24 protein-coding genes are annotated in these 25,463 nt (G+C 64.5%); 11 read left to right on the top strand and 13 right to left on the bottom strand.

Annotation, left to right across the window (positions count from 1 at the left end; all coding sequences use genetic code 11):
• The 7 genes from E8E91_RS09985 to E8E91_RS09955 all read left to right on the top strand — a co-directional run.
• Positions 1–741 (top strand): energy transducer TonB (locus E8E91_RS09985; RefSeq protein ID WP_280375615.1); only part of this gene is annotated, 741 nt, incomplete at its 5' end.
• Positions 742–756: 15 nt separating this feature from the next.
• Entirely contained in the window at positions 757–1,464 is a 708-nt protein-coding gene (locus E8E91_RS09980; RefSeq protein WP_280375161.1) for a MotA/TolQ/ExbB proton channel family protein, read from the top strand.
• 1 nt (position 1,465) lies between these two features.
• Positions 1,466–1,867, top strand: coding sequence for a biopolymer transporter ExbD (locus E8E91_RS09975; RefSeq protein ID WP_077521618.1), 402 nt, complete (start codon positions 1,466–1,468; stop codon positions 1,865–1,867).
• A 476-nt stretch (positions 1,868–2,343) separates the two neighbouring features.
• Positions 2,344–3,537, top strand: coding sequence for an MFS transporter (locus E8E91_RS09970; RefSeq protein WP_280375614.1), 1,194 nt, complete (start codon positions 2,344–2,346; stop codon positions 3,535–3,537).
• 2 nt (positions 3,538–3,539) lie between these two features.
• A complete protein-coding gene (locus E8E91_RS09965) occupies positions 3,540–4,307 on the top strand; it encodes an ABC transporter permease (protein ID WP_280375613.1) in 768 nt (255 codons plus the stop codon).
• Between the two features lie 9 nt (positions 4,308–4,316).
• The gene (locus tag E8E91_RS09960) at positions 4,317–5,087 is read left to right on the top strand and encodes an ABC transporter permease (RefSeq protein ID WP_280375612.1); all 771 of its coding nucleotides are present in this window, start codon (positions 4,317–4,319) and stop codon (positions 5,085–5,087) included.
• Positions 5,088–5,094: 7 nt separating this feature from the next.
• Positions 5,095–5,889 carry an ABC transporter ATP-binding protein gene (locus E8E91_RS09955; protein ID WP_280375611.1) on the top strand — a complete coding sequence of 265 codons (795 nt, stop codon included), beginning with the start codon at positions 5,095–5,097 and terminating at the stop codon, positions 5,887–5,889.
• A 251-nt stretch (positions 5,890–6,140) separates the two neighbouring features.
• On the opposite strand, the gene E8E91_RS09950 is transcribed toward E8E91_RS09955, so the two are convergent.
• Positions 6,141–6,719 (bottom strand): ABATE domain-containing protein, encoded by a 579-nt coding sequence (locus E8E91_RS09950; protein WP_280375610.1) that lies wholly within the window; start codon positions 6,717–6,719, stop codon positions 6,141–6,143.
• Between the two features lie 177 nt (positions 6,720–6,896).
• On the opposite strand from E8E91_RS09950, the gene E8E91_RS09945 reads away from it, so the two are divergent.
• The 3 genes from E8E91_RS09945 (at position 6,897) to E8E91_RS09935 (ending at position 9,620) form a co-directional block, all read left to right on the top strand.
• On the top strand, positions 6,897–7,784 hold the full coding sequence (locus E8E91_RS09945) for an alpha/beta hydrolase (protein ID WP_280375609.1): 888 nt from the start codon (positions 6,897–6,899) through the stop codon (positions 7,782–7,784).
• Between the two features lie 154 nt (positions 7,785–7,938).
• On the top strand, positions 7,939–8,571 hold the full coding sequence (locus tag E8E91_RS09940) for a TetR/AcrR family transcriptional regulator (RefSeq protein ID WP_280375607.1): 633 nt from the start codon (positions 7,939–7,941) through the stop codon (positions 8,569–8,571).
• 65 nt (positions 8,572–8,636) lie between these two features.
• Positions 8,637–9,620, top strand: coding sequence for an MDR family oxidoreductase (locus E8E91_RS09935; RefSeq protein WP_280375606.1), 984 nt, complete (start codon positions 8,637–8,639; stop codon positions 9,618–9,620).
• A gap of 16 nt (positions 9,621–9,636) precedes the next feature.
• On the opposite strand, the gene E8E91_RS09930 is transcribed toward E8E91_RS09935, so the two are convergent.
• From E8E91_RS09930 to E8E91_RS09880, 11 genes are all read right to left on the bottom strand, one after another.
• Positions 9,637–10,503: a methyl-accepting chemotaxis protein gene (locus E8E91_RS09930; protein WP_280375604.1), complete on the bottom strand. Its 867-nt coding sequence runs from the start codon at positions 10,501–10,503 to the stop codon at positions 9,637–9,639.
• A 161-nt stretch (positions 10,504–10,664) separates the two neighbouring features.
• Positions 10,665–11,924: an OprD family porin gene (locus tag E8E91_RS09925; protein WP_280375603.1), complete on the bottom strand. Its 1,260-nt coding sequence runs from the start codon at positions 11,922–11,924 to the stop codon at positions 10,665–10,667.
• Positions 11,925–12,049: 125 nt separating this feature from the next.
• On the bottom strand, positions 12,050–13,264 hold the full coding sequence (locus tag E8E91_RS09920; protein ID WP_280375602.1) for a benzoate/H(+) symporter BenE family transporter: 1,215 nt from the start codon (positions 13,262–13,264) through the stop codon (positions 12,050–12,052).
• A gap of 119 nt (positions 13,265–13,383) precedes the next feature.
• The gene (locus E8E91_RS09915; protein WP_280375601.1) at positions 13,384–14,715 is read right to left on the bottom strand and encodes an MFS transporter; all 1,332 of its coding nucleotides are present in this window, start codon (positions 14,713–14,715) and stop codon (positions 13,384–13,386) included.
• Positions 14,716–14,865: 150 nt separating this feature from the next.
• Positions 14,866–15,642, bottom strand: a complete 777-nt coding sequence (locus E8E91_RS09910) for a 1,6-dihydroxycyclohexa-2,4-diene-1-carboxylate dehydrogenase (protein ID WP_280375599.1) — start codon at positions 15,640–15,642, stop codon at positions 14,866–14,868.
• Positions 15,643–15,757: 115 nt separating this feature from the next.
• Positions 15,758–16,771 carry a benzoate 1,2-dioxygenase electron transfer component BenC gene (gene benC / locus E8E91_RS09905; RefSeq protein ID WP_280375598.1) on the bottom strand — a complete coding sequence of 338 codons (1,014 nt, stop codon included), beginning with the start codon at positions 16,769–16,771 and terminating at the stop codon, positions 15,758–15,760.
• A gap of 10 nt (positions 16,772–16,781) precedes the next feature.
• Positions 16,782–17,270 carry a benzoate 1,2-dioxygenase small subunit gene (gene benB / locus E8E91_RS09900; protein ID WP_280375597.1) on the bottom strand — a complete coding sequence of 163 codons (489 nt, stop codon included), beginning with the start codon at positions 17,268–17,270 and terminating at the stop codon, positions 16,782–16,784.
• Complete coding sequence (gene benA, locus E8E91_RS09895; RefSeq protein ID WP_280371121.1) at positions 17,267–18,625, bottom strand: benzoate 1,2-dioxygenase large subunit; 1,359 nt, start codon at positions 18,623–18,625, stop codon at positions 17,267–17,269. Before benA ends, benB begins: the two co-directional genes overlap by 4 nt.
• 229 nt (positions 18,626–18,854) lie before the next feature.
• Complete coding sequence (locus E8E91_RS09890; RefSeq protein WP_280375596.1) at positions 18,855–19,814, bottom strand: AraC family transcriptional regulator; 960 nt, start codon at positions 19,812–19,814, stop codon at positions 18,855–18,857.
• 168 nt (positions 19,815–19,982) lie between these two features.
• Positions 19,983–21,332 (bottom strand): MFS transporter, encoded by a 1,350-nt coding sequence (locus E8E91_RS09885; protein WP_280375595.1) that lies wholly within the window; start codon positions 21,330–21,332, stop codon positions 19,983–19,985.
• A 380-nt stretch (positions 21,333–21,712) separates the two neighbouring features.
• Positions 21,713–22,555 (bottom strand): IclR family transcriptional regulator C-terminal domain-containing protein, encoded by an 843-nt coding sequence (locus tag E8E91_RS09880; RefSeq protein ID WP_280375594.1) that lies wholly within the window; start codon positions 22,553–22,555, stop codon positions 21,713–21,715.
• 581 nt (positions 22,556–23,136) lie between these two features.
• On the opposite strand from E8E91_RS09880, the gene E8E91_RS09875 reads away from it, so the two are divergent.
• The gene (locus E8E91_RS09875) at positions 23,137–24,468 is read left to right on the top strand and encodes a hypothetical protein (protein WP_280375593.1); all 1,332 of its coding nucleotides are present in this window, start codon (positions 23,137–23,139) and stop codon (positions 24,466–24,468) included.
• Between the two features lie 57 nt (positions 24,469–24,525).
• On the opposite strand, the gene E8E91_RS09870 is transcribed toward E8E91_RS09875, so the two are convergent.
• Positions 24,526–25,158 (bottom strand): malonic semialdehyde reductase, encoded by a 633-nt coding sequence (locus tag E8E91_RS09870; protein ID WP_280375592.1) that lies wholly within the window; start codon positions 25,156–25,158, stop codon positions 24,526–24,528.
• Between the last annotated feature and the right edge of the window lie 305 nt (positions 25,159–25,463).

Below are 25,463 nucleotides of genomic sequence, written 5' to 3'. Positions count from 1 at the left end.
GACCTCGGCGTGCCGGTGCGCCAGGCGCTGGACCGCACGGTGTTCCGCAGCCCCGGCAACAGCCGCGTGCTCAGTCGCCGCGAAGCCTGGCTGCTGGGCGCCTTCGCCCTGGTCCTGCACGGCGCCGTGCTGCACTGGCTGAGCCAGAAGCCCACGCCGCCGCTGCCGGAAGTGCCGCCGCAGATTCCGCCCATGACCATCGAGTTCACCGCCCCGGCCCCGCCGGTGGTGGAACCGCCAGCGCCGGAGCCGCCGCCGCCCGTGATCGAGCCGCCGCCCCCGGTGGTCGAGGAACTGGCGGTGAAGCCGCCACCGCCCAAGCCGGTACCCAAACCCAAGCCGAAACCACAGCCGCCCAAGCCCGCGCCGAAGCCGGCCCCCAAGCCGGTGGAACCGCCACCCGCAGCGCCCAAGGCCGAAGCCCCGCCCGCGCCGCCGGCACCGCCGGCGCCAGCGCCGGTAACGCCACCCTCGGCCAACGCCGGCTACCTGAAGAACCCGGCGCCCGAGTACCCCGCCTTCGCCCAACGGCGCGGCTGGGAGGGCACCGTGCTGCTGCGCGTGCATGTGCTCGCCACGGGGCTGCCGAGCGAGGTGCAGGTGCAGACTAGCAGCGGCCGCGAACTGCTCGACGAGGCCGCGGTGCGCGCGGTCAAGCGCTGGACCTTCGTGCCGGCCAAGCAGGGCGAGGTCGCCCGCGACGGCTGGGTCAGCGTGCCCATCGATTTCAAATTGAACTGATCAGAGGATGACTCCATGGACCTGTTAACCAACCCCTTCGCCTCCATCGAGCACTTGGTGATCTGGCTGCTCATCGGCTTCTCCGTCGTCACCTGGGGCCTGGCCCTGGTCAAGGGCATCCAGTTCGCCCGCCTGAAACGCCGCGACCGCCAGTTCCAGAAGCGCTTCTGGAGCGCCACCAGCCTGGACAGCGCCGCCGAGCAGCTGCAGCAGCACGCTGGGGCCGCCGCCCACGTGGCCCAGGCCGGCTTCGCCGCGATCCAGGTGCAGGGCGGCCAGCCCGGCGACCTGAGCCAGGCGATCAACCACCAGGACCGCCTGGAGCGTGCCCTGCGCCAGCAGATCCAGCGTGAGCGCCGTTCCCTGGAGTCCGGCCTGGCGGTGCTCGCCTCGATCGGTTCCACCTCGCCCTTCATCGGCCTGTTCGGCACCGTCTGGGGCATCATGGAAGCCTTGAAGGGCATCAGCACGGCCGGCTCGGCCAGCCTGGAAACCGTGGCCGGCCCCATCGGCGCGGCGCTGGTCGCCACCGGCGTGGGCATCGCCGTCGCGGTGCCGGCGGTGCTGGTTTACAACTACTTCCTGCGCAGCCTGAAGCTCACCGCCGCCGACCTCGACGACTTCGCCCACGACTTCTACCTGCTGGCGCAGAAGAGCGCCTTCAAGCTGCTCGTCAACCCGGCCCCGGCACGTGCATCGGGCTCTGTGAAGGAGGCGTCCTGACATGGCCTTCTCCACCCAGGACAACGACGAAGTCCTTTCGGAAATCAACGTCACCCCGCTGGTGGACGTGATGCTGGTGCTGCTGGTGGTGTTCATCGTCACCGCGCCGCTGCTGACCAACGCCATCCCGATCAACCTGCCGAAGACCGAGGCCGTGGCCCCGCCGGAGCAGAAGGACCCGCTGGTGGTGAGCATCGACGGCGCCGGCAAGCTGTTCATCAACAAGGACGAGATCCAGCCCGATCTGCTGCAGACCAGCCTGGAAGCCGCCAAGGCGAAAGACCCGGAACTGCGCGTGCAACTTCAGGCCGACGACCAGGTGGACTACGGCGCCGTGGCCCGCGCCATGGCCTCCATCGAGCGGGCGGGCATCACCAAGCTCGCAGTGATTACCGCGCGCTGACGTAGGTTGGGCTGAGCTACGCGAAGCCCAACGAGCGAATCCGATGCCCTGCAAAGTTGGGCTTCGCTGCGCTCAGCGCCAACCTACGGTGCGATTGGCGGCAGCCCTTTTCTTGTGGCAACCCTCTCCCTGAAGGGAGAGGGAGCTGTCCGTGCAGCGATTGGCGGCAGCGATTTTCCTGTAGGGGCGAATTCATTCGCCAAGCAGGACGCAGTCCTGCCCTTCCTTGTGAACGAATTCATCGCGAAACAACCCGCACCGCTGCGTCCCCGCTGCTGCTCCACCAGCACCCTGCTGCTGCCCCACCAGCAATGACTGCTGAATCCCGCCTCACCTCGCCGCCGAAACCCGCATCACTGCTGGCCTCGCAACACTTCCCTACCTCTGGCACACATGCTGCAACGTCACTTTGCCTTCGTAATCAGGACCTTGCGCATGCGATCCGCTCCATTCACCCAGACAGGAAAGCCCCAGCCGTGAACCCGCGCTTTCTCGTCAATTTCATGTTCCTCGCAGCCTTCAGCGGCGCCACCATCGGCATGGCCAAGATCGTCACCACGCTCTATGCGATCGGGATCGGCGCCAACACCATGCAGATCGGCATCATCTCGGCCATGGAGTCCCTCGGCATGGTGTTCCTCACCCTGCCCGCCGGCTTCGTGATCGCACGCTACGGCACCCGCCGGGTTTATTTCCTGGCGAGCCTCGGTCCGATGCTGCTGAACCTGGCCATCCCGCTCTTCGCCAACTGGTTGTGGCTGGCCGCCGCGCGTTTGCTGATCGGCTTCTGCATCCCGTTCCGCATCGTCGCCATGAATAGCGCCTTCCTCCAGCAACTGCGGCATATCGGCCTTGCCAAGGCCGGCTGGTATCGCATGGCGCTGACGGTGGGCATGAGCATCCTCGGCCCGCTGCTGGGCAACTGGCTGACCGGCACCACCAGCCATGCCCTGGCCTTCGCCCTGATCGGCCTGTGCTTCGGCCTGATGGCGGTCTACAGCCTGGGCTTCTGGGGCGAGGAAAGCGGCCCCGAGCAGGAGGACGGTGCCCCCGTGGACGACGGCAATTTCCTCGAACAGGTCAAGGCCATGCTGGCCAACCCCGACATCGCCGAAAGCTGCCTCCTGGAGATGCTCGGCAACTCCACCGGCGCCCTGTTCGGCACCTTCATCCTCCTGCTGGCGATGGACGTGGCCCGGCTCTCCCAGACCCAGGCCGTGAGCCTGCTGATGGTCCAGGGCATCTCTTCGGTCGTCGCACTGTTCAGCCTCGGCTATCTGGTGCAGCGCAGCGGGCGCGGCACCGCCTACCTGGTGGCCCTGGCGGCCGCTATCGCCGCACTGCTGCTGTTGGGCACGGCCCACCACTACGCGCTCCTGGCGCTGGGCGCGGTGTTGCTGAGCATCGCCGGTTCCCTGGTGCACCTGGTGAACATGGGCCGACTCAGCGAGCACCGCATGGACAAGAGCAAGATTTCCGGCCTGTTCAACCTGGCCGGCATGCTCGGTGGTTTCAGCGGCGCCATGCTCGGCGGCCTGCTCGGCCAGGCACTGGGGCTGGATCGCCTGTTCCTCTGCTGGATTCCGCTGGTACTGCTCGCCGCCCTCGCCTGCTGGTTGCTGGCGCAACGTCGCAACCGCGCTTCCCTTTCCCTGCTGAACGAGAATTGAAGATGCATCCTGGATTGAAAAGGTTCTCCAGCCGGGCCAGTTGGCTCATCTCTCCCGTCGCCCTGCTCGCGCTCTGGGTGGTGGTGGCCGACGCCGGCCTGTTCCCCCAGCAATTGCTGGTGCCGCCACTGCACGTGCTGCAGGCCTTCGAGGAATTGCTGGCCAGTGGCGAGCTGCAGGACCACCTGCTTAATAGCCTGTCCCGCCTCGCCCTGGGCTTCACCATCGGTGCCCTGGGCGGGCTGTTGTTCGGCGTGCTGATGGCGCTGTCGAAAACGGTCACGGCCTATTGCGGGCCGCTGTTCCACACCCTGCGGCAGATCCCCAGCATCGCGCTGATCCCGATGTTCGTGCTGTTCTTCGGCATCGAGGAAACCTTCAAGATCGTGATCGTCGCCAAAGCCGCGTTCTTCCCGGTGGCGCTGGCCGCCAGCGAGGGCGTCAAGGCGATCCCGCGCAGCTACTTCGAGGTAGCGGACGTCTACCGCCTGCGCTGGCCCACGCTGATCCGCGAAGTCGCCTTGCCCGCCGCGGCGCCGCCGATCCTCACCGGCCTGCGCATCAGCCTGACCCGCGCCTGGGTGGTACTGGTGGCCGCCGAGCTGCTGGCCGCCGACAGTGGCCTGGGGCAGATGATCGAAATGAGCCGGCAGATGCTGCGCATAGACGTGGTCATGGTCGGGGTGGTGATGGCTGGCGTGGTCGGTTTCTCCCTCGACTTCCTGTTCCGCCTGCTCGAACGACACCTGTTCCGCTGGAAAACCCGCTAGGAGGCGCCCATGTCCCTGTCCCTTTCTTCCCTGCGCCACCTGCGCGGCCTGCTGCTTCCGGCCCTGCTGCTGGTGGGCTGGGAATACATGTCGCGCCAGGATGCGTCCGGCGCCTACGCCTTCGTGCCGCTGGCGGAGATCGGCAGGAGCCTGGTCGCCCTGGTGGTCGGCGGCGAGCTCTTCGTCAACATGTTCGCCAGCCTGGCGCGCACCAGCAGCGGGCTGTTCTTCGGCATCGTCTTCGGTGTGGCGTTGGGTGTGCTGATGGCGCTGTCGCGCGTCGCCGACCGGCTGATCGGCCCTCTACTGCACTCGATCCGCCAGGTGCCGATGCTCGGCTGGATTCCGCTGATCGCCATGTGGTTCGGCAATGGCGAGTTCTCCAAGGTGTTCATCGTCTCGCTGGCGGCTTTCTACCCCATGGTGCTGAACACCTATGAAGGCTTCAGCCACGTCGACCGGCGCCTGCGTGAAGTGGGCCGGGTGCTGGAACTGAAGCCCTTCCAGCAGTTCTTCCACGTGCTGCTGCCGGCGGCCTTGCCGAGCATCGCCACCGGCGTTCTGCATGCCCTGGCGTTCGCCTGGGTGACGGCAGTGGGCAGCGAGCTGTTCCTCTCCTCCGGGGCCGGCCTGGGCAACCTGATGATGAACGCCGAAGCCGGTTCGCGCATGGACGTGATCGTCCTCAGCGTGCTCTGCATCGGCCTGCTCGGCTACCTGATGAACCTTCTCTTCACCCGTCTGGCCAGCCACTTGCTGCGCTGGCGCAACCTCCGCTGAGGCCACAATGACAGCCATTCCCAAGCTCGCTCCGGCTACCGAGGAGCAAACCCTGCCAGGCGCCCTGGAAATTCGCGGCCTGTCCAAGTCGTACAGCATCGAAGGCCGCAGCCTGCCAGTGCTGGAGAGCGTCGACCTGAAGGTCAACCCCGGCGAATTCGTCAGCATCGTCGGCGCCAGCGGCTGCGGCAAATCCACCCTGCTGCGCCTGATCGTCGGCCTGGAAGCCGAGTACCAGGGCGACATCCTGCTGGACGGCGAGCGCATCGTCGCCACCAGCCTGGAGCGCGGCATCGTCTTCCAGGACCACCGCCTGTTCCCCTGGATGACGGTGCAGAAGAACATCGGCCTGGCGCTGAAGAACCACAAATTGTCGAAGGCGGAGAAGGAGCGCCTGGTCGCCGAGCACATCGCCCTGGTGAACCTGACCGGCTTCGAGAACGCCTATCCGCACCAACTCTCCGGTGGCATGGCGCAACGGGCGGCCATCGCCCGCGCGCTGATCACCAAGCCGAAAATCCTGCTTCTGGACGAACCCCTGGGCGCCCTCGACGCCCTCACCCGCGTCCACCTGCAACGGGAATTGCAACGCATCTGGGTGCAGCAGCGCAGCACCATGATCATGGTGACCCATGATGTGGAAGAGGCGCTTTACCTGGGCGACCGCGTCATCGTCATGGACGCCCACCCGGGCCGGATCAAGCACGAGATCAAGGTCGACCTGCCCCACCCGCGTGATCGGGCAGCGCCGCTGTTGCACAAGCTCAAGGAGGAATTGCTCGGTGAGCTGACCGGGCATTGAGGCTGGTCGCGCCGGTCTCTGTAGGTTGCGGCTGAGCCCACGAAGCCCAACGTGCGAAGTCGAACCCCACTATGTTGGGCTTCGCTGCGCTCTGCCCAACCTACGGGAGGGCCCGATCACAATCGGCGCAAACACTGTAGGGGCGAATTTATTCGCCAAGGGCTGCGCAGCGGCCCCCTTCAATTCTCTGGGGCAGACCTTCGGCCTGCTTGGCGATTGAAATCGCCCCTACGGCGCAGTGTCCCCCAACATCACTGCTGCTTGCGTTTGCGGAACTCGGCCACCTTATGCCGGTTGCCGCACAGCGCCATGCTGCACCAGCGGCGGCGGTGGGACTTGGTACGGTCGTAGAACCAGAGCACGCAGTCCGGGTGCTCGCATTCGCGCACCAGGTTGAAGTCGCCTTCCACCAGCAGTTCTGCGGCCGCCTCGGCCAAGGGCGCCAGGTACTGCTCGGCGGTGGCGCTTGCCCGCACCGTTTCCAGTCGCGGTTCTCCGCTGGCCGACCAGTCCAGCCGCGGGTGGCTGGGCGTCGCCAGGAAGCGGTTGAGGACATCCGGGGAACCTTGGCCGCCAGTCTTGCGCTGCTCCACCAGCCCGCGCACCGCTTCACGCAGGGTCAGCGCCGCCTTCAGCAATTCACCCTTGGCAAAGTGCGCCTCGGGCAAGTCCCAGCCCGTGCGCTCCAGCCAGGCCTGGACATCCTCATCGCTGCGCCAGAACTCCAGGGGAGCTCCGTCCATCACGGCCTGGGTGTTGAGCATGTCCAGCACGGGGTGGTCGGCCAGTACGAAGGGTTCGAGGGGCGGTGAGGAAGCGGCGGTGGTCATGATGGCGCTCCGGAAAGGTGGACGGCGAAAGAGTAACCCCATAAAGCACGAATGAACAGTTACGACGAACGGCACAAGTAACCACTATTCAACCTATTGACAGGTTACATTGCAGGTTCATACTCAGCCCCAGCAGTAACCATCAATAGCTCATTTACAAGTTACGGAGTAACCGCCATGACCTCGCCCATCGTGCATACCCCGGTTCGCCACCAATTCGTCGAAGCCGACGGTGTTCGCGTCTTCTACCGTGAAGCCGGAGACCCAGCCGCGCCCACGCTGCTGCTGGTGCACGGCTACCCCAGCTCGTCCCACCAGTTCCGCGACCTGATCCCGCTGCTCGCCGACAAGTTCCACATCATCGCGCCGGACCTGCCGGGGTTCGGCTTCACCGAAGTCCCCGCAGAACGCGAGTACCGCTACAGCTTCGATGCCCTGGCCGTCACCCTCGGCGCCTTCGTCGAGACGCTGGGCCTCGAGCGCTACGCCCTCTACGTGTTCGACTACGGCGCGCCCACCGGCCTGCGCCTGGCCCTGGCCCATCCCGAACGGGTTACCGGGCTGATCTCGCAGAATGGCAACGCCTACCTGGAAGGCCTGGGCGATGCCTGGGAGCCGATCCGCGCGTACTGGGCCGAGCCCGGCAACCCCGCACGCCGCAAGGTGGTGCACGATGCCGTGCTGAACCTGGAAGGCACCCGCTGGCAGTACGTGCATGGTGTGAAGGACCTGACGCTGGTGGCCCCCGAGTCGTACTACCTGGATGCGCTGCTGCTGGAACGACCGGGCAACAAGGACATCCAGCTCGACCTGTTCCTCGACTACGCCAACAACCTGAAGCTCTATCCGGCGTTCCAGGCGTTCTTCCGTGATACGCGGCTGCCGACCCTGGTGATCTGGGGCGAGCACGACCCCTTCTTCATCCCGCCGGGTGCCGAGGCCTTCAAGCGCGACAACCCCAATGCGGTGGTCGAGCTGCTGGATACCGGCCACTTCGCCCTGGAAACCCATGTCGGCCATATCGCCCAGCGGATTCGTGAGGTGTTGGGGGATATTCCGGCTTGATGGCGGGCCCTTTCTGTGGGAGCGAATTCATTCGCGATGCGAGCAACGGGGCCGCTTCGTGGCCCCTTCGCGAATGAATTCGCTCCTACAAGGTGCTCCCTACAACATTGGTAGCGGTTGACCTTCTAGACGATCAGTCTAAAATCCCCTCCCCATGACCGAAGCCAATTCCAAACCCCGTCGCGGCCGGCCGCCCAAGGTCGAGCGCGATTTCGACGATACCCGTACCGCGCTGATCCGTTGCGGCATGGAGATCCTGACCGAGCAGGGTTTCATGTCCACCGGCATCGATGCCGTGCTCAAGCGCGTGGGCGTGCCGAAGGGCTCCTTCTATCACTACTTCGACAGCAAGGAAGCCTTCGGGCAGGCGGTGCTGGAGAGCTACGCCGGCTACTTCGCCCACAAGCTCGACCGCTACCTGTTGCAAGAAGACGTGCCCCCACTTCAGCGCCTCGTCAACTTCGTCGAGGACGCCAAGGCCGGCATGGTCAAGCACCAGTTCTGCCGGGGCTGCCTGGTGGGCAACCTGGGGCAGGAAGTGGCCATCCTGCCGGAGGGTTTCCGCCTGCAACTGGAAGCCATCCTGTGCAGTTGGCAGGACCGCCTGGCCGAGTGCCTGCGCGAAGCCCGCACTGTTGGCGAGCTGTCGGCCAATGCGGACTGCGAGGGGCTGGCTGCGTTCTTCTGGATCGGCTGGGAAGGCGCCGTGCTGCGTGCCCGGCTGACGCGGGACAATGTCCCACTGGATGTTTTCTTCAAAGGTTTTCTCGCCGGACTGCCGCGCTAGCCCCTGGGGGCGGCGCGGTTTTTCGGGCCTATTTATAGACGACTGGTCTAATTGGAGGTGTGAGCATGTTCAACGCAATCCTGATCGAGAAAGACGAGGCCGGTTACCGCGCCCGCAATGCCCAGCTGGACGAGGCGCAACTGCCCGAGGGCAACGTCACCGTTCGTGTGGACTACAGCACACTGAACTACAAGGACGGCCTGGCCATCACCGGCAAGAGCCCTGTTGTGCGGCAGTTCCCCATGGTGCCGGGCATCGACCTGGCCGGCACGGTGGAAGCCAGCAGCCACCCGGATTACAAGGCGGGCGATGCGGTGCTGCTCAACGGCTGGGGCGTGGGTGAAACCCATTGGGGCGGCCTGGCCCAGAAGGCGCGCCTGAATGGCGACTGGCTGATCCCGCTGCCCGCCGCCTTCAGCCCGCGCCAGGCCATGGCCATCGGCACCGCCGGCTACACCGCCATGCTCTGCCTGCTGGCCCTGGAGCGTCACGGCCTGAAACCCGGCCAGGGCGACGTGCTGGTCACCGGTGCCAACGGTGGCGTGGGCAGCTTCGCCATCGCACTGCTCGCCCGCCTCGGCTATCGCGTGGTGGCCGCCACCGGCCGTACCAGCGAAGCGGACTACCTGAAGGGCCTGGGCGCCGCCGAAATCATCGACCGCGCCGAGCTTTCCGAACCGGGCCGGCCGCTGGCCAAGGAGCGCTGGGTTGCCGCTATCGATTCGGTAGGCAGCCACACCCTGGCCAACGTCTGCGCCGGCCTGCGCGCGGATGGCGCCGTGGCCGCCTGCGGTCTGGCCCAGGGCATGGATTTCCCCGCTACCGTGGCGCCCTTCATCCTGCGTGGCGTGAGCCTGCTGGGGATCAACAGCGTCACCCGTCCGCGCGCCGAGCGCATCGAAGCCTGGGACCGCCTGGCGCGGGACCTGGACTTCAACCAGCTGGACGCCATCACCCGCGAAATCGGCCTGGGCGATGCCGTCGCCGTTGCAGGCGACCTGCTGGCCGGCAAGGTGCGTGGCCGTGTAGTGGTGAACGTGAACGCCTGACGCCGGAGGGCGCCGCTCAGGCGCCCTCTTCCAACAACCCCGCCATGCGCTGCGCCAGGCTCCGCTGCCCGGCCAGGCGCTGGACAATCCTCTCGACGATTTCCACCCGCGCCGCCGCGCCCGCACGCATATCACCCATGGCCTGCAGGGCGGCGGCGGATTTCTCCAGACCGGCGCGGGTGGAGCCGCTGACATGCTCCATCCCCGCCCTCGCCGATTCGGCCGCCTTCTGCAAGCCTTCGGCGATCAGGCGGATCTGCCCACTGGACTCGTTCGCCCGCAGCGACAGGTTGCGCACCTCATCCGCCACCACGGCGAAGCCGCGTCCGTGGCTGCCGGCCCGTGCCGCCTCGATGGCGGCATTGAGCGCCAACAAGTTGGTCTGTTTTGCGATGTCCTGGATGCTGCCGACAATGGCGCCGATGCGCATGGACTGGCTGCCCAGCTCGTTGAACACCTGGCCGATATGCGCCATGTAGGCATCCAGCTCACCAATGGCACCGGCCGTGGCTTGCATGCTTTCTGCGCCCAGCTGCACCTTCTCGCCAGCCGCGCGGGCCAGGCTGTTGGCGTACTGCATGTCCGCCTCGCAATGGAGGATGGCGTCGAGCAGCTCGCTCAAGGGGGCATTCAGGTGGATGTTCGAGGCGACCGGTGCAGGCTCCGGGCGGGATTCGCTAACGACCGGGCGCGCCGGCTCGTATACGGGGACCTCGACGCGCACCTCGACCAGCCGGGGCGGCTGCAGGTGGTAAAGCACGCCGCCTGCGGCGATGGCGATCAGGGACAGGCCCAGCAACCACGCGCTGGTGGCGAGAAAGGCGAGAAGACAAAGAAGGACGCCACTGCCAAGCAACAGTGCGGCCAGGAGATTGCGGGGCATGGGAAGACACTCCTGTCAGGTCTGGGTCCGGATAGGGTGTGGGAGCGAATTCATTCGCGATGGGCAGCTCGGCTGCCCAATTGGCCTGAACAACGCAGGCATGCGGCCTGCTTCGCGAATGAATTCGCTCCCACAAAAAGAGCAGACGGCGGCACCCGATATCAGAACAGCGTCCAGGTGTAAGACAGGATCAAGCGGTTCTCGTCGATATCGGTACGGTAGTTGGAGCGCGCGGTGACGTTACGCACGCGCACGCCCAGCCCCTTGAGGGCGCCGCTCTGGACGGCGTAGCTGATGTCCAGGTCGCGCTCCCAGTCCTTGCCTTCGAAGCCGAGGCCCGTGTCCACGTTGTCACCGGTGATGTAGCGGGTACTGGCCACCAGACCGGGGATGCCGAGGGCGGCGAAGTCGTAGTCGTAGCGCGCCTGCCAGGAGCGTTCGTCGGCGAAGGCGAACTCGTAGGTCGGCACCTCGTTACCCAGGGGGCTGACGTTGGCGAACACCCGTGGGAAGGAGCTGTCGCCAAACATGGCCTGGTAGCCGACGAAGAAGGTGTGGCCGCCACGCTTGGCCGACAGCAGCGAGAAGAAAGCCTGGTTGTCGATGTCGCCGATCAGCTTTTTGCCGTCCTCGCTGGAGTCGAAGTAACCGACGTTGGCGCCCAGCACCCAGTCGCCCACCGGCTCGCTGTGCTTGAGGCCGAAGAAGCGCTGGTCGTAGATGTCTTCCAGCTGCGCAAACCAGGCGCTGACCGTCGTGCGGTTGGCATTGAACGCGTAATCGGCACCCGCGTAGTTGAAGGCGTCGCTGGACGCCTGGCGCTGTGGCAGATGGCCGAGCATGGCCTGCATTTTGTCGTCCCCAGCCTCGTTGCGCAGGCTGGTGCTGGTGAGGTGGCCGCCCTGCAGGGTCAACCCGGCGATCTCGTTGGAGGTGATGCTGGCGCCCTGGTAGCTGGGCGGCAGCAGGCGGATATCGCTGAACACCAGCACCGGCAGGTTGGGCTGCAGCTCGCCGGCCTTCAGCTCGGTCTTGGAGAAACGCATCTTGCCCGCCACCCCGAGGCGGCTGTATTCGTCAGCGGCTTCGCCGTCTTCCTGTACCGGCAGCAGGCCAGTGTTGACCCGGTCGGGGCTGCTGTCGAGTTTGATGCCGAGGGTGCCGATGGCATCCAGGCCGAAGCCCACCGGGCCCGGGGTGTAGCCGGACTTGAAGTTGAGGATGAAGCCCTGGGCCCACTCCTCGGCCTTGGACTGTTTGTTCGGGCCGACGATGTCCGAGAAATCACGGCTGAAGTAGTAGTTGCGCGCCTGCAGGGTCGCGGTGGAGTCGGCTACGAAACCTGACTCGGCGGCCTGGGCGAATCCGGCGCTCACGCCGGCGGAAAGCAGTACACAGAGTTTGCTTGTGTTGTGGGTCATGTCGTCGCTCTTGTTTTTATAGGGACAGAACTCCCCCGAAGGCCCTCTTTCGGGGCCTCTGCACGCAAGTCGGGAGAGGTGTGGCGATGACTGCGGACAGCTCCCGCAGCCATCACCGGGTTCGGTCAGGGATTGGCTTCGAGTGCCTCCTCCCGTTCCGGTGTTGCCTGGGGCGCACGGCGCGCCTTCAGCAGCAGGTGGGCGAAGAGGCCGAAGATCAGCCCCCAGAAGGCCGCCGACAGTCCGAGGAAGGACATGCCGGAGGCCGTTACCAGGAAGGTCACCAGTGCCGCCTCGCGGTCATCCGGTACCGCCATGGAACCGGCCAAAGCGCCGGCGATGGCGGCGAACAGGGCCAGCCCAGCCAGGGCCGCAATCAGCTCCTTGGGAAAGGCGCTGAAGATGGACACCAGGGTGGCGCCGAAGATGCCCAGCAGCAGGTAGAACAGCCCGCCGATCACCCCGGCCACATAGCGCTTGTCACGGTCTTCGTGGGACTCGCGGCCGGTACAGATGGCGGCGGTGATCGCCGCCAGGTTCAGTCCGTGGCAACCAAACGGCGCCAGCAGCAGGCTGCCCAGGGCGCTGGCGGAAATGATCGGGCTGGCCGGGGTCTGGTAGCCATCGTTGCGCAGCACGGCGATGCCCGGCACGAACTGCCCGGTGAGGGCCACCATCACCAGTGGCAAGGCGATGTTGAGCATCGCGTGCCAGCTGAATTCCGGCGCGATCCACACCGGCGTGGCGAAGCCGATCACCAGGGCCGAGGTGTTCAGCTCGCCCGCCGCAATCGCAAAGGCGCAGCCCACCACCAGCACGGCCATCACCGCATAGCGCGGCAGCAGGCGGCGGAACACCAGGTAGGTGACGAACATCGCCAGCACCATGGCCGGCTTGTCCTTCAGCGAGACGAACAGCTGGGTGCCGAAGCTGAACAGGATGCCCGCCAGCATGGCTGCCGAGATCGCCGCCGGCAGCTTGCCGACAATGCGGTCGAACGCGCCGGACAGTCCCACCAGCAGGATCAGCGCATTGGCCAGGATGTAGGCCCCCACCGCCTCGTTGAGGCTGATGTCCGGCAGCATGGAAACCAGCAACGCCGAGCCGGGCGCCGACCAGGCGATCACGATGGGCACGCGGAAGCGGATGCTGAGCAGGATGCCCAGCACCGCGCTGCCGATGGAGATGGCCCACACCCAGGAGGACAGCACCTCGGCCGGCAGCCCGGCGCTCTTGGCGGCCTGGAAGATGATCACCAACGGACCGGCGTAGGAGATCACCGTGGCGATGAACCCCGCCACCAGCGCGGACAGCGAGAAGTCCCTGAACAGACGGGTCATGGCCTCGTTCCCTGAATCATTCGACGTCGAGGCGCACGCCGCTGGGCGGCGGTGAAATCGGCCATTTCGGCTCTCCTTTTTCTCATCAGGCAAGGGGCGCCGGAGCGCCCCGCGATGGATCAACCCTGAGCGGCGGTCGCCAACGGCGCGGCCTTGGGCTGGCGCTGGTTAACGAAGCACATGGCCAGGGCAGCGATGGCACCCGGAATGGCAAAGGCCATGAAGTTCAGTTGCAGCGGCAGGTTGATGCCCAGCAGCGCGCCACCCAGCAGCGGGCCGACGATGGCGCCGTTGCGGCCGATACCCGAGGCCCAGCCCAGGCCCGTGGAGCGGAAGGCCAGGCCGTAGAGCTGCGCGGCGGTGGCATAGAGCAGGATCTGCGTGCCGATGGTGGTGGCGCCGGCGATGGCGATCAGCAGGTAGAGCACCGGGGTCGGGCTCTTGAAGCCCAGCAGGCTGATGGACACGGCGGCGACGATGAAGAAGGCCACCACCACTCGGGGCAGGTTGAAGCGGTCACCCAGCCAGCCACCGGCGATGGCACCGAACATGCCGCCGAAGTTCAGGGCCAGCAGGAACGACAGGCTGGAGCCCAGGCTGTAGCCGGCGTTGGCCATCAGTTTCGGCAGCCAGGAGCTGAGCGCGTAGACCATCAGCAGGCAGCAGAAGAACGCCACCCAGATCATCAGGGTGCGCAGGCCACGACCTTCGCGGAAGAGTTCCAGCACCGGAGCGCCCTGCACTTTCACGTCGTTCAGGACCAGTTCGTCCTTGTCACTGATGGACGCTTGCGGGTCGATGCGCTTGAGGATGGCGCGAGCTTGCTCGGTGCGGCCCTGGCGCAGCAGGAAACCCACGGATTCCGGCAGGTACCAGAGGATCAGCGGCAGCAGCAGGAGCGGCAGCAGCGCGGCGAAGAACATGGCTTCCCAGCCGAAGCGCGGCAGCATGTAGATGCCCACGCCGGCCGACAGCATGCCGCCCAGAGAGTAGCCGCTGAACATGATGGCGACCAGGGTGCTGCGCAGTTTCTTCGGCGCATATTCGTTCATCAACGCCACCACGTTGGGCATCAGCCCGCCGATGCCGAGGCCGGCGATGAAGCGGCAGATGCCGAACTCGGTCGGCGAGCTGGCGAAGCCATTGAGCACGGTGAAGCCGGAGAAGAGCACGAAGCAGATGGCGATCCCCTTCTTGCGGCCGATCTTGTCGGCCAGGGAACCGAAGGTCAGGGCACCGAACATCATGCCGAACAGCGCATAGCTGCCCAGGGCACCGGCTTCCAGCGGGGTCAGACCCCATTCCTTCATGAGCACGGGCAGGACCACGCCGTAGATGAACAGGTCGTAGCCGTCGAAGATGAGCAGGAGTGCGCACCAGCACATCACCATCCAGTGGAAGGGCGTGAAGCGCGCGTTGTCGATGATCTCGTGTACGTCGAGTTTTCGCATGGCATGTGTCTCTTTTGTTTTTGTTGTGTAGAAACCGCAGGGACGGGCGCGTGACGGTGCCTGTCCGGTAGTGCCCTGTAGGTACTTCTTTGTGGGAGCGAATTCATTCGCGAATAAATTCGCTCCCACAGGTCAGTTCCCACAGGCTGTTCAACCCAGGTCACCTCCGCCCACCGGCAGGGTGACGCCGGTGATGTAGGTGGCTTCGTCGGAGGCGAGGAAGAGGATCGCCCCCACCTGCTCGTCGATGGTTCCGTAGCGCTTCATCAGGCTGCTATCGATGGTCTGGTCCACGATCTGCTGGTACCAGACCTTCTCCTCTTCGGTCTGCTGCGCGGCGTTGCGCGGGATACGGCGCGGCGGTGCTTCGGTGCCGCCGGGTGCTGTGGCGTTGACGCGGATGCCGCGCTCGGCGTTCTCGAAGGCCAGGCAGGCGGTCAGGGCATTCACCCCACCCTTGGCCGCACCATAGGGCACGCGGTTCACGCCACGAGTGGCGATGGACGACACATTGACGATGGCGCCCGCGCCCTGCTCCAGCATGAAGGGCAACGCGGCGTGGCAGCACCACAGCGTAGGGAACAGCGAGCGACGCACTTCGGCCTCGATCTCGTGTTCCTGATAGTGCTCGTAGGGCTTGGCCCAGATGGTCCCGCCCACGTTGTTGATGAGGATGTCCAGTCGGCCGAAGCGCTCCACCGCGGCGGCAGCCACGCGATGGCACTCGGCGAACTGTTCGAGGTCGGCGGTCAGGGCCAGTATCCGGGCGCCGGCGCCCAGTTCGTCCTGCAGCTCGAAGACCAGTTCGGAACGGTCAACGGCCACGACGTGCGCGCCCTCTTCCACCAGCCGCTCGACCACACGGCGGCCGATACCCTGCGCCGCGCCGGTGACCAGCGCGACCTTGTCCTGGAATCTCTTGTTCATGGCAGCCTCTTCAGATGGCTCGTGACAACGCAATGCCCGTAGGAGCGAGCTTGCTCGCGAATAGCCACTCGGATTCTTCGCGAGCAAGCTCGCTCCTACAGGGAATCGCGTGGGATCAGGCCGCGCTGGCGGCGAACTTCTCGTAGTAGAAATTCGCGGGCGAGATGCCCTGCTCGCGGATGTACTGACTGACCGCCTCGACCATAGGCGGCGGGCCGCACAGGTAGACGTCCACGTCGCCGTCGTTGAGGTGCTTCGGCGCGATGTGCTGGGTCACGTAGCCCTTCTGCGGGTAGCTGCTTTCCGGGTTGGCCACGCAGGCGCAGTAGGTGAAGTTGGGGATGCGCGCGGCGAAGGCCTCGAGCTTGTCCATCTCCACCAGATCGAAGTCGTTGGTCACGCCATAGATCAGGTGCAGCGGGTGCTCGCTGCCCTCTTCCGCGATCTTTTCCAGCATCGCGGTGAAGGGCGCCAAGCCAGTGCCGCCGGCCAGCAGCAGCAGCGGACGACGGATGTCGCGCAGGTAGAAGCTACCCAGCGGGCCGGCCAGGGACATGCTGTCGCCCGCCTTGGCCAGGCCGGTGAGGAAGCTGCTCATCAGGCCGCCGGGCACGTTGCGGATCAGGAAGCTGACTTCACCGTCCTTCTGCAGGGAGCTGAAGGAATAGGCACGGGTCTGTTCGCTGCCCGGCACTTTCAGGTTGACGTACTGGCCCGGCAGGAAGGCCAGCTTGCTCAGGGATTCGCCCTTGATGGACAGCGCGATGGTGCTGTCGGAGAGCTGGCGAACCGCGCTGATGCTGGCCTCGAAGCTGGCCTGCTGGGTCTTGCAGACGTCGGAGGACGCCGGCACGCGAACCACGCAATCGCTCTCGGCGCGCATCTGGCAGGTGAGCACGTAGCCCTGTGCGGCTTCGTCTTCGCTCAGTGCATCTTCGATGTAGTCCTGGCCCAGGTCGTAGCGGCCGGCTTCGGCGAAGCACTTGCAGGTGCCGCAGGCGCCGTCGCGGCAGTCCAGCGGGATGTTGATGCCCTGGCGATAGGCGGCGTCAGCCACGGTTTCGCTGGGGTTGGCGTCGATGAAACGGGTGACGCCGTCTTCGAAAGTCAGTGCGATCTTGTGAGTCATGACCGTGCCCTCAGATGTGGTAGATGTCGATCACTTGGCGAACGTAGTCATTCTTGAGAACGACCTTCTTCGCCTTGATCAGCGGGCTCTCGCCGCGGACGTCGAGGGTGTAGAAGCTGGTGCCGAAGTAGCTGTCCACGGTCTTGTAGCGGAAGCTCAGGGTGTGCCAGTTGAAGCGCACCTTGCACTGTCCATCGGCCACTTCGAGGATCTCGATGTTGCTGATGTTGTGGGAGGTGCGGGTGTCCGGCATGGTCGCGCTGGAGCGGTCGGTCTTGATGCGGAATACGCGGTCTTCCAGGCCACCACGGGTGCCGTACCAGATCAGCGAGATTTCGGTCTGTGGGTCTTCGGTCAGCTCGTCGCGGTCGTCCCAGGACGGCATCCAGAAGCTGGCGTCAGCCGCGTACAGCTCCAGCCAGTTGTCCCAGTCCTTGTCGTCCAGGTAGCGCGCTTCGCGGTAGAGGAAGTCGCGCACGGCGTCGTAAGAGATGCTCATTGCACGGCCTCCACGGGGATCAGTTGCTGCTCGGCCGCGGCGGCCTTGAGCATGGTTTCCTGCCAGTACTTGTGCTGCAGCACGAACAGGCCTTCGTCTTCGGTGCGTACGCCGGAGAGCAGCGGGTGCAGGTCGATTTCCTGGGCGGCGGCGTCTGCGCCTTCGACCCAGTGCTCGGCACCACGGGACATGTCGTTCCAGCCACGGCTGCCCTGGTAGCCCAGCTGGCAGGAGCGGAATTCTTCCAGGTCGTCCGGAGTGGCCATGCCGCTGACGTTGAAGAAGTCTTCGTACTGGCGGATGCGCTTGGCGCGGGCGTCAGCGCTCTCGCCTTTCGGCGCGATGCAGTAGATGGTGATTTCGGTCTGGTTGACGGAAATCGGCCGGGCGATGCGGATCTGCGAGCTGAACTGGTCCATCAGGTAGACGTTCGGGTACAGGCAGAGGTTGCGCGAGTTCTCGATCATCCAGTCGGCACGGGCCTTGCCGAAGTCCTGGGCCAGTTCGTCGCGGCGCTCGTAGAGCGGACGGTCTTCCGGGTTGGCCCAGCGGGTCCAGAGCAGCAGGTGGCCGTGGTCGAACGAGTAGAAGCCACCGCCGTTCTTGGCCCAGCTGCCGGCGCTCATGGTCTTGATCTCTTCACCCGCTTCGCGCTGCTTGCGCTGGTTCTGGGTGGCGGCGTAGTTCCAGTGCACGGAGCTCACGTGGTAGCCGTCGGCGCCGTTTTCGGCGGTCAGCTTCCAGTTGCCCTCGTAGATGTAGCTGGAGGAACCGCGCAGGACTTCCAGGCCTTCGGGGGACTGGTCGACGATCATGTCGATGATCTTGGCGGACTCGCCCAGGTGCTCGACCAGGGGCTTCACGTCGGCATTCAGGCTGCCGAAGAGGAAGCCGCGATAGGACTCGAAGCGAGCCACTTTCGTCAGGTCGTGGGAGCCTTCGCAGTTGAAGCTGGAGGGATAGCCGGCTTCAGCCGGGTCCTTCACCTTCAGCAGCTTGCCGGAGTTGTTGAAGGTCCAGCCGTGGAACGGGCAGGTATAGGAGGAGCGGTTGCCGCTCTTGTGCCGGCACAGCTGCGCGCCGCGATGGCTGCATGCGTTGAGGAAGGCATTGAGTTCACCGTCCTTGTTGCGCGCGATGAAGATCGGCTGGCGCCCCATGTTGAGGGTGAGGTAGTCGTTCTTCTCGGGAATCTGGCTCTCGTGGGCGAGATAGATCCAGTTGCCTTCGAAGATGTGCTTCATCTCGAGTTCGAACAGGCGCGGGTCGGTGAACATCTCCCGCTTGCAGCGGTAGACGCCCTTCTCTTTGTCATCCTCAAGCAGCGAGTGCAGGAAATCGAATCCCAGGGACATGGCCAGGGCCTCCGTTGTTATTGTTCAGGCCAGGTCAGGTTAGGGAGGCGGGGCAAACGGCAATATCCGCTTTGTGCAGATCGCTATCCGTTTTTTGCAGAGTCTTGGTAAACGCCTGTAGGAGCGAATTCATTCGCGAAGGCAACGCGCAGCGTTGCCGTTGTTGCGACCGCGCACAGGCCGATCGCGAATGAATTCGCTCCCACAAGGAAGACAGAAGTGCCTGGGATCAGAGTCCGCGCCGCTTCAGGGTGTCGGAAGGCAATTCGCCAAACAGGCCCTTGTAGCTCTCGGAGAAGCGACCCAGGTGCAGGAAGCCGTAGTCCAGCGCCAACTCGGTGACATTGCGCACGTTGCAGCTGGGGTCGGCCAGGCAGGCGCGGATGCGCTCCAGCTTCTTCTGGCGGATGTAGTGCTTGGGCGTGGTGCCCAGGTGGCGCTCGAACAGCGCGTAGAGGGAGCGCAGGCTCATGCTGGCCTGGCGGGCCAGGAATTCGCTGCTGATGTCCTGTTTCAGGTTGTGCTCGATGTAGGCCAGGATGCGGTCGAACGAAGCTTCCTGGCAGCCCAGGCTTTCACGGCTGACGTTGGTCTTCATCAGACTGAGCATCTTGCTCGCGACAATCTGCGCGTAGTGCTCCTGCACCCTCGGCAGCGCGTCGCTGGCTTCCGCCTCCTGGCAGACCATGGCCAGCAGGTTGACGAAGCCTTCCAACTCGTTCAGCTGGTAGTTGTTCTGCAGGAAACGCACGCCGGGGCTCGGCCGATGCCAGCGCTGCTCCTCGCAGATGCTTTCCAGCAGCGTGGTCGGCATCTTCAGGATGAATTTTTCGCAATCATCCGAGTACGTCAGGTCCACCGGGTCGTCGGGGTTGATCAGCAGCAGTTCGCCGGGTGCGAGGTAGTGCTCCTGCTTGTGGCCGCGCCAGAGGCAATGGCCGCTGAGGAGAATCTGCAGGTGGTAGATGGTTTCCAGCGCCGGCGAGGTGACGCGCACGGCGCCGCCATAGCTGATGCGGCAGAGATCGAGGTTGGCGAACTTGCGGTGGTTGAGGCTGGCCTGCGGATGGCCGGCGGAGGGCAGCCGGATGCAGTGTGACCCGACATGCTGGTTCACATATCCGGACACGGCATAGGGGTCCGCACGCTCGAACACCCTACTGCGTTCACTCAGCAGGCGACTATCCATGGATCAGGCACTCTTCTCGTTGTTGTACGTCGCGGGCGTCATGCCGGTTGGCAAGCGCCCGCGATCTTCGTTTCCGGATTCTATGTGAGCCTTTTCCTACATGCTGTGGCCAGAGATAAACGGTTGAAGATAAGTGCGACCGGTTGTAACAACCGGTCGCGAACCGACTCAGGTTGCGTCGGCGTGGCTCACGATCCCCTTTATCACCACGGCAGTAGTCGCGATGGCGGCCGGAACCACCAACGCGGTCAGTACTTGTTCGAAGTTCCAGCCCAGGCCCAGCAGGGTCGCGCCGATCCAGGCACCCAGAATGGCGCCGAAGCGGCCGATGCCGAGCATCCAGGACACGCCGGTGGCGCGGCCCTGGGTCGGGTAGAAGCGCGCCGCCAGGGACGGCATGGCCGATTGCGCGCCGTTGACGCACATCCCCGCCAGCAGGACCAGGGTGGCCAGCAGGGTCACTTCACCCAGGCTCTGCCCCACGAAATACGCGAACACGCCCGCCATCAGGTAGAAGGCACCGATGACCTTGTGCGGATTGAAACGGTCCATGGCCCAGCCCACGCCAACGGCGCTGAGCACGCCGCCGAACTGGAACAGCGCGCCGATGAAGGCGGCCTGCTCCATGCTGGCGCCGCTGTCGCGCATCAGGGTGGGCAGCCAGCTGGTGAGCAGGTAGACGATCACCAGGCCCATGAAATAGGTCAGCCAGAGCAGCAGGGTTCCGGCGCTGTAGGTGCCGGAGAAAATCACCTTGAAGACGTTGCGGCTCTGTACGGTCTTCTGTTCCGGCACGCTGAAACCGGTGGCGGTGGCCACTTCGGCGGGCGCTATGGGTGCCAGCGCCTTGCGCACCTTGTCTGCGCCCTTGTTGCGCACCACCAGGAAGCGCGCCGATTCCGGCAGCCAGATCAGCAGCACCACAGCGAGCGCCAGCGGCAGGATGCCGCCGAGCAGCAGCAGGCTGTGCCAGCCGTAAGCCGGGATCATCGAGGCGGAAACGAAGCCGCCGGACGCCATGCCGAGGTTGAAGCCGCAGAACATGCTGGTGACCAGCAGCGACTTGAGGCGTTCGGGGGTGTACTCGGAGAGCAGCGTGGTGGCGTTGGGCATGGCGGCGCCTAGGCCGAGGCCGGTGAGGAAGCGGAGAATCAGGAGTTGTTCGAGGTTGGCGCTGAACGCGGAGATCAGGCTGAACAGACCGAACAGGAACACCGCTGTCACCAGCACCACCTTGCGTCCGAAGCGGTCGGCCATGGGACCGGAACCGAGGGCGCCGAAGACCATGCCGATGAGCGCGGCGCTCATGACCGGGCCGAGGCTGGCGCGGTCGATGCCCCAGTCCTGGGTCAGCGCCGGGGCGATGAAGCCCATGGCGGCGGTATCCAGGCCGTCGAGGAAAACGATGAGGAAACACAGCAACACGACGCGCCATTGATAGGCGGATAGCGGCTGGGCGTTGATGAAGGATTGGACATCTAGGGTGCCCGTGGCGGGCAGGTGGGCTGGGCTGGTCATGCAAGAATTCCTGCTTTGGCCCTCCTCCGCATACGGACCGTTCTCTGCGGTCTCTGACGGGGAAGACCCGGACTGGACAGGAATGAGGGCGTGCCCGGTGCTTCTGGTGTCACCGGATCGAACTCTCATTGTTGTTATTGGCCGCGCTGGCTGGTGGCGCGGCTGTGCAGACCATACGAAGTGCGGGCTGGCGGTTCAATTCGATAATCGGCAAAGCGTTCGAATATCGAACACTTTGCCTCGGATGTTGAACACCACGCCCTGTAGGAGCGAATTTATTCGCGAAAGAAACTTCAGCCGTACATGAGTCTCAGGCCTTCGGCCTGAATCGCGAATGAATTCGCTCCCACAAAAGAGCCCCCCACGAAGCCCCGCGCGAATCAGTGGAACAACCGAGTACTCAGGTCCTTGCTGGCCTCCAGCAGCGCCGGCAGGAAGCGGGTTTCCAACTCCTGGCGGCTGATGCGGCCGACGTGGGTGCCCACGTTCAGCGCGGCGAGCACCTGGCCGGCGGAGTCGCGCACCGGCACGGCCACCGAGCGCAAGCCCATTTCCAGTTCCTGGTCGATGATCACCCAACCCTGGCGACGGATTTCCGCGATGCTGGCGCGCAGGCCTTCGGCGGTGTGCACGGTGCGGCTGGTCTTCACCTGGAGGTCGGCGTGTTCGAGGTAGTCGTCCAGGGCGGCGTCATCCAGGGCGGCGAGCAGGATGCGGCCCATGGAGGTGCAGTAGGCCGGGAGGCGGCTGCCGACGCTCAGGTCCACGGAGATCAACCGGTTGGGGGTGGCCGAACGGGCGATGTAGAGGATTTCGTCGCCTTCCAGGGTGGCCATGGAGCAGGCTTCGTGGAGCTGGTCGCTAAGGCGGTCGAGGATCGGTTGTGCGGTAACCGCCAGGGGCGTAGAGGACAGGTAGGCGTGGCCCAGCGTCAGCACCTTGGGCAGCAGCGAGTAGGTCCGTCCGTCGGTGGTGACGTAGCCCAGCTTCATCAGCGTATGCAGGCAGCGGCGCACGGCGGCGCGGGGAATCTCGGTGCGGTGGCTGATCTGGGCGATGGTCAGGTGGCGCTTACGCTCCTGGAATGCATGGATTACCGCGAGCCCCCGAGCCAGGGAGGTCATGAAGTTGGGATCACCGGTGAAGGCTTCGATGCGCTTGGCCGGCGAGGCGATGATCGGCGGGGCAAGGGGCGGCAGCGGATAGCGTAGTTCGTCGGTCATTCTTGTTGTCCTTGGTGGATCGCAGACACGGCAGGTGCGGCCGATTATCGAACCAAAGTTCGATAATCGCAATTGACCCTGACGCCCCCGACTCTTACTTTTGCCCCCGCCACGCGGCGCCCCGGTTTGATCAGGTACCTCGGCGCCTGGCAACGGCTCCGCTCAAGAGGCGCCAGCCGGTATCCCCCACGCAGACGCCATCACCCCGGCGCGCTATCCGCGCGTTCGGGGCTGGCAATTCCCAGAATCGGGGAACCGCATCTAACCCGAACTTCAATTCATGGATGAACGGCAATATTGACTCTCGATTATGGGCGCAGAGTGATATCGCTATTTCGTATTGCTCAAACTTGGAAAACAACTCGACTCGTTGCTAGCGTAATCTGGAAAACAATAACAACACTGTCTTGGTTCTTCTTTCATCCCCATCCATACCCTGAACCACAGAGCGTCAGATAAACCCCACATTCATTTCTGCCACCAGGTGAAATCCTGGCGGTACCGCTCGCGCATTCGTCGCGTCCTCGGCCTTCCTGACCAGCCATCTGGAGATAAGGTCGAGCATGGAATAGATCGAGCATATGACTGAAATGAAACCTGAGGATCGCGCCATGAGAATAATAAGCGTGAGACTTGAGTGCGGCTTGAAGTTGATGCGCATCATAGTCTGTGCGGCAATTTCAATTCTTGGTCTGGTTATAAATAACCCAAGTTACGGCGAGGACATACTTTATGTCGGCGACGCCGGCGACAACTCCGTAAAACGATTCGATGTTGTTACGGGCCGGTTCCTGGATGATGACTTGAATCCCGCCAATGACCCGGATGCCTTCGTCCGCCCGGGCAGCGGCGGACTGGCTGGGCCGCGCGGGATACTGCTTGACGGGAACCTCCTGGTGGTCAACCAGAACGTCAATCTCGGTATTCCTGGCGAGGTACTGCGTTACGACAGCCTGACCGGGGCCTTCCTGGGCAAGCTGGTCTCGTCCGCGAACAAGGACGCGCCATTCGTACCGCGTGGAATCGTCCGTGACGGCAAGCACGTGCTCCACGTGGCCGAGCTCACCACGGCCAATGGCAGGTCGCCGGGCAGGTTACCTACCTATGCTGCAAACGGCGCCTTCATCCGCGACCTGACCTTTGATCGCTTCAGGGCCGTAGATCGGAATCCGCGCTCCGTAGTGTTCGGGCCGGACGGTTTCCTCTATGTCTCGCTGCGCAACCTGAAGAACGACGGCCTGGGCGGTCATGTGGTGCGCTTCACCGCTGCCGGCACCTTTGCCGGTGTTTTCATCGAGGACGTGGGCGGCGTGGGAAGACTCAATCGGCCCGAAGGCTTGGTCTTCGGCCCTGACGGACATCTTTATGTCACCAGCTTCCAGGCGAACCCGCAGGACACCGACTCCATTCGTATCTATGACGGCCAGGGCAAGTTCGTCGACAAGATCCCCCTCAATTACCCTGGGGAGACCCGGGCATTTGCCCAGGCCCTGCTCTTCGGACCGGGGGGGCGACTCTTCGTGGCAGTGGCCAGCACCGGGGAGGTGCGAAGCTACGATGTGGCCACCAAAGCGTACACATCCTTCGTCCCGACCACGGCAACGGGCGTGCCACTGAAAGAGCCCTGGTACATGACCTTCGGCCAAACCGACCCCACAACCCTGAGCTACGTGGAATCTGGCCCACAGGGGAGCGGCCCGAACCTGGTGCGCTGCTTCTGTGGCAACGGTACGGTGGTCGACTTCTGTGCTGTACTGGACTGCTTCTCCAGTCCAGAACTGGACGCCATTTGCGGCCCCGGCTGTGCTCCACGCGGCGGTGAGACCGGTACAGCCTGCTTCCCGCTGGACAACCGCTGCCCTGCCGCTACGCCCACCGGGCTTCGTCAGCCAGTACCACTGATGCTGAAGTGATACCCCGCGCAACGGTTCGAGGAATGGGGCGGTTTCGCCGCCCCATTCCCTGGTCCCCTAAAGCAGCTTGCACACCTCGTCGAAGTCCAGGCGTGGTGCGCGCGCGTGCAGCTTCGACGGATCGCCATAGCCCAGGTTGACGAGGAAGCTGGACTTCACCTGGCTATCCGGGAAGTGCTCCAGCTGGAAGGCATCCGCGCGTCCGTCGGCGGGGAAAAATTCGTGGTCGACCAGGGCATTGTCGAACCCCGACATCGGCCCGCAATCCAGCCCCACCGCCCGCGCCGCCAGCATGAAATAGGCCCCCTGCAACGAGCTGTTGCGCCGCGCGGTGAGCCCGGCCAGTTCCGGTGTATTGGCGAACCAGGCCCGCGCATCGGTGTGGGGGAAGAGCTTGGGCAGTTGCTCATAGAACTTCAGGTCGTAGGCGACGATAGCGGTGACCGGAGCCGCCATCGTCTTGTCGACGTTGCCCGGCGCCAATGCGGGTAACAGGCGGTGCTTGGCCTCGGGCGTACGCAGGAAGAGGATGCGCGCGGGACTGCAGTTGGCGCTGGTAGGGCCCCACTTCATGAGGTCGTACAGCTCACGCAAGGTGTCGTCGCTTACCGGTTTTTCCAGCCAGGCACTGTAGGTACGTGCCTCGCGGAACAGCAGGTCCATACCTTCTTCGCTCAATCGCTTGCTCATCGCTGCCTCCTCTTGCCAGGGTGGCCGCACACGCGTGCGGATGATCTAGAGAGAATAGTCAGCGCAGCGCTCCACCTGTCGCGATTCGATCCGGTAGGGTGCGCCGTGTGTTCAGCCGGGGGACATAGGTAACGGGTGTCGGGAGACATAGGTAACGCATTTACGCTTACGGGATCCGTCGAATGAGGAGTTCGAGCGATGCCGTGGCAGGAGTGCACCACCATGTCGATTCGGCGTGAATTTGTGTGGTTGGCCGAACAGCCGCAGAGCAATGTCCGCGAGCTGTGCCGACGCTATGGCATCAG

It is taken from the genome of Pseudomonas sp. BN515, from assembly GCF_029873155.1.
GTDB lineage: Bacteria > Pseudomonadota > Gammaproteobacteria > Pseudomonadales > Pseudomonadaceae > Metapseudomonas.
Note: the sequence above shows the minus strand (reverse complement) of the source record. Positions and strands in the feature narration are given on the sequence as shown.

Coding starts and splice junctions, on each gene's coding strand:
- E8E91_RS09915 (WP_280375601.1), bottom strand. CDS start 14,715: ATGCGAAAACTCGACGTACACGAGATCATCGACAACGCGCGCTTCACG.
- E8E91_RS09875 (WP_280375593.1), top strand. CDS start 23,137: ATGACTGAAATGAAACCTGAGGATCGCGCCATGAGAATAATAAGCGTG.
- benC (WP_280375598.1), bottom strand. CDS start 16,771: ATGACTCACAAGATCGCACTGACTTTCGAAGACGGCGTCACCCGTTTC.
- E8E91_RS09870 (WP_280375592.1), bottom strand. CDS start 25,158: ATGAGCAAGCGATTGAGCGAAGAAGGTATGGACCTGCTGTTCCGCGAG.
- benA (WP_280371121.1), bottom strand. CDS start 18,625: ATGTCCCTGGGATTCGATTTCCTGCACTCGCTGCTTGAGGATGACAAA.
- E8E91_RS09930 (WP_280375604.1), bottom strand. CDS start 10,503: ATGCCCCGCAATCTCCTGGCCGCACTGTTGCTTGGCAGTGGCGTCCTT.
- E8E91_RS09965 (WP_280375613.1), top strand. CDS start 3,540: ATGCATCCTGGATTGAAAAGGTTCTCCAGCCGGGCCAGTTGGCTCATC.
- E8E91_RS09880 (WP_280375594.1), bottom strand. CDS start 22,555: ATGACCGACGAACTACGCTATCCGCTGCCGCCCCTTGCCCCGCCGATC.
- E8E91_RS09955 (WP_280375611.1), top strand. CDS start 5,095: ATGACAGCCATTCCCAAGCTCGCTCCGGCTACCGAGGAGCAAACCCTG.
- E8E91_RS09935 (WP_280375606.1), top strand. CDS start 8,637: ATGTTCAACGCAATCCTGATCGAGAAAGACGAGGCCGGTTACCGCGCC.
- benB (WP_280375597.1), bottom strand. CDS start 17,270: ATGAGCATCTCTTACGACGCCGTGCGCGACTTCCTCTACCGCGAAGCG.
- E8E91_RS09910 (WP_280375599.1), bottom strand. CDS start 15,642: ATGAACAAGAGATTCCAGGACAAGGTCGCGCTGGTCACCGGCGCGGCG.
- E8E91_RS09890 (WP_280375596.1), bottom strand. CDS start 19,814: ATGGATAGTCGCCTGCTGAGTGAACGCAGTAGGGTGTTCGAGCGTGCG.
- E8E91_RS09975 (WP_077521618.1), top strand. CDS start 1,466: ATGGCCTTCTCCACCCAGGACAACGACGAAGTCCTTTCGGAAATCAAC.
- E8E91_RS09885 (WP_280375595.1), bottom strand. CDS start 21,332: ATGACCAGCCCAGCCCACCTGCCCGCCACGGGCACCCTAGATGTCCAA.
- E8E91_RS09980 (WP_280375161.1), top strand. CDS start 757: ATGGACCTGTTAACCAACCCCTTCGCCTCCATCGAGCACTTGGTGATC.
- E8E91_RS09940 (WP_280375607.1), top strand. CDS start 7,939: ATGACCGAAGCCAATTCCAAACCCCGTCGCGGCCGGCCGCCCAAGGTC.
- E8E91_RS09950 (WP_280375610.1), bottom strand. CDS start 6,719: ATGACCACCGCCGCTTCCTCACCGCCCCTCGAACCCTTCGTACTGGCC.
- E8E91_RS09925 (WP_280375603.1), bottom strand. CDS start 11,924: ATGACCCACAACACAAGCAAACTCTGTGTACTGCTTTCCGCCGGCGTG.
- E8E91_RS09960 (WP_280375612.1), top strand. CDS start 4,317: ATGTCCCTGTCCCTTTCTTCCCTGCGCCACCTGCGCGGCCTGCTGCTT.
- E8E91_RS09945 (WP_280375609.1), top strand. CDS start 6,897: ATGACCTCGCCCATCGTGCATACCCCGGTTCGCCACCAATTCGTCGAA.
- E8E91_RS09920 (WP_280375602.1), bottom strand. CDS start 13,264: ATGACCCGTCTGTTCAGGGACTTCTCGCTGTCCGCGCTGGTGGCGGGG.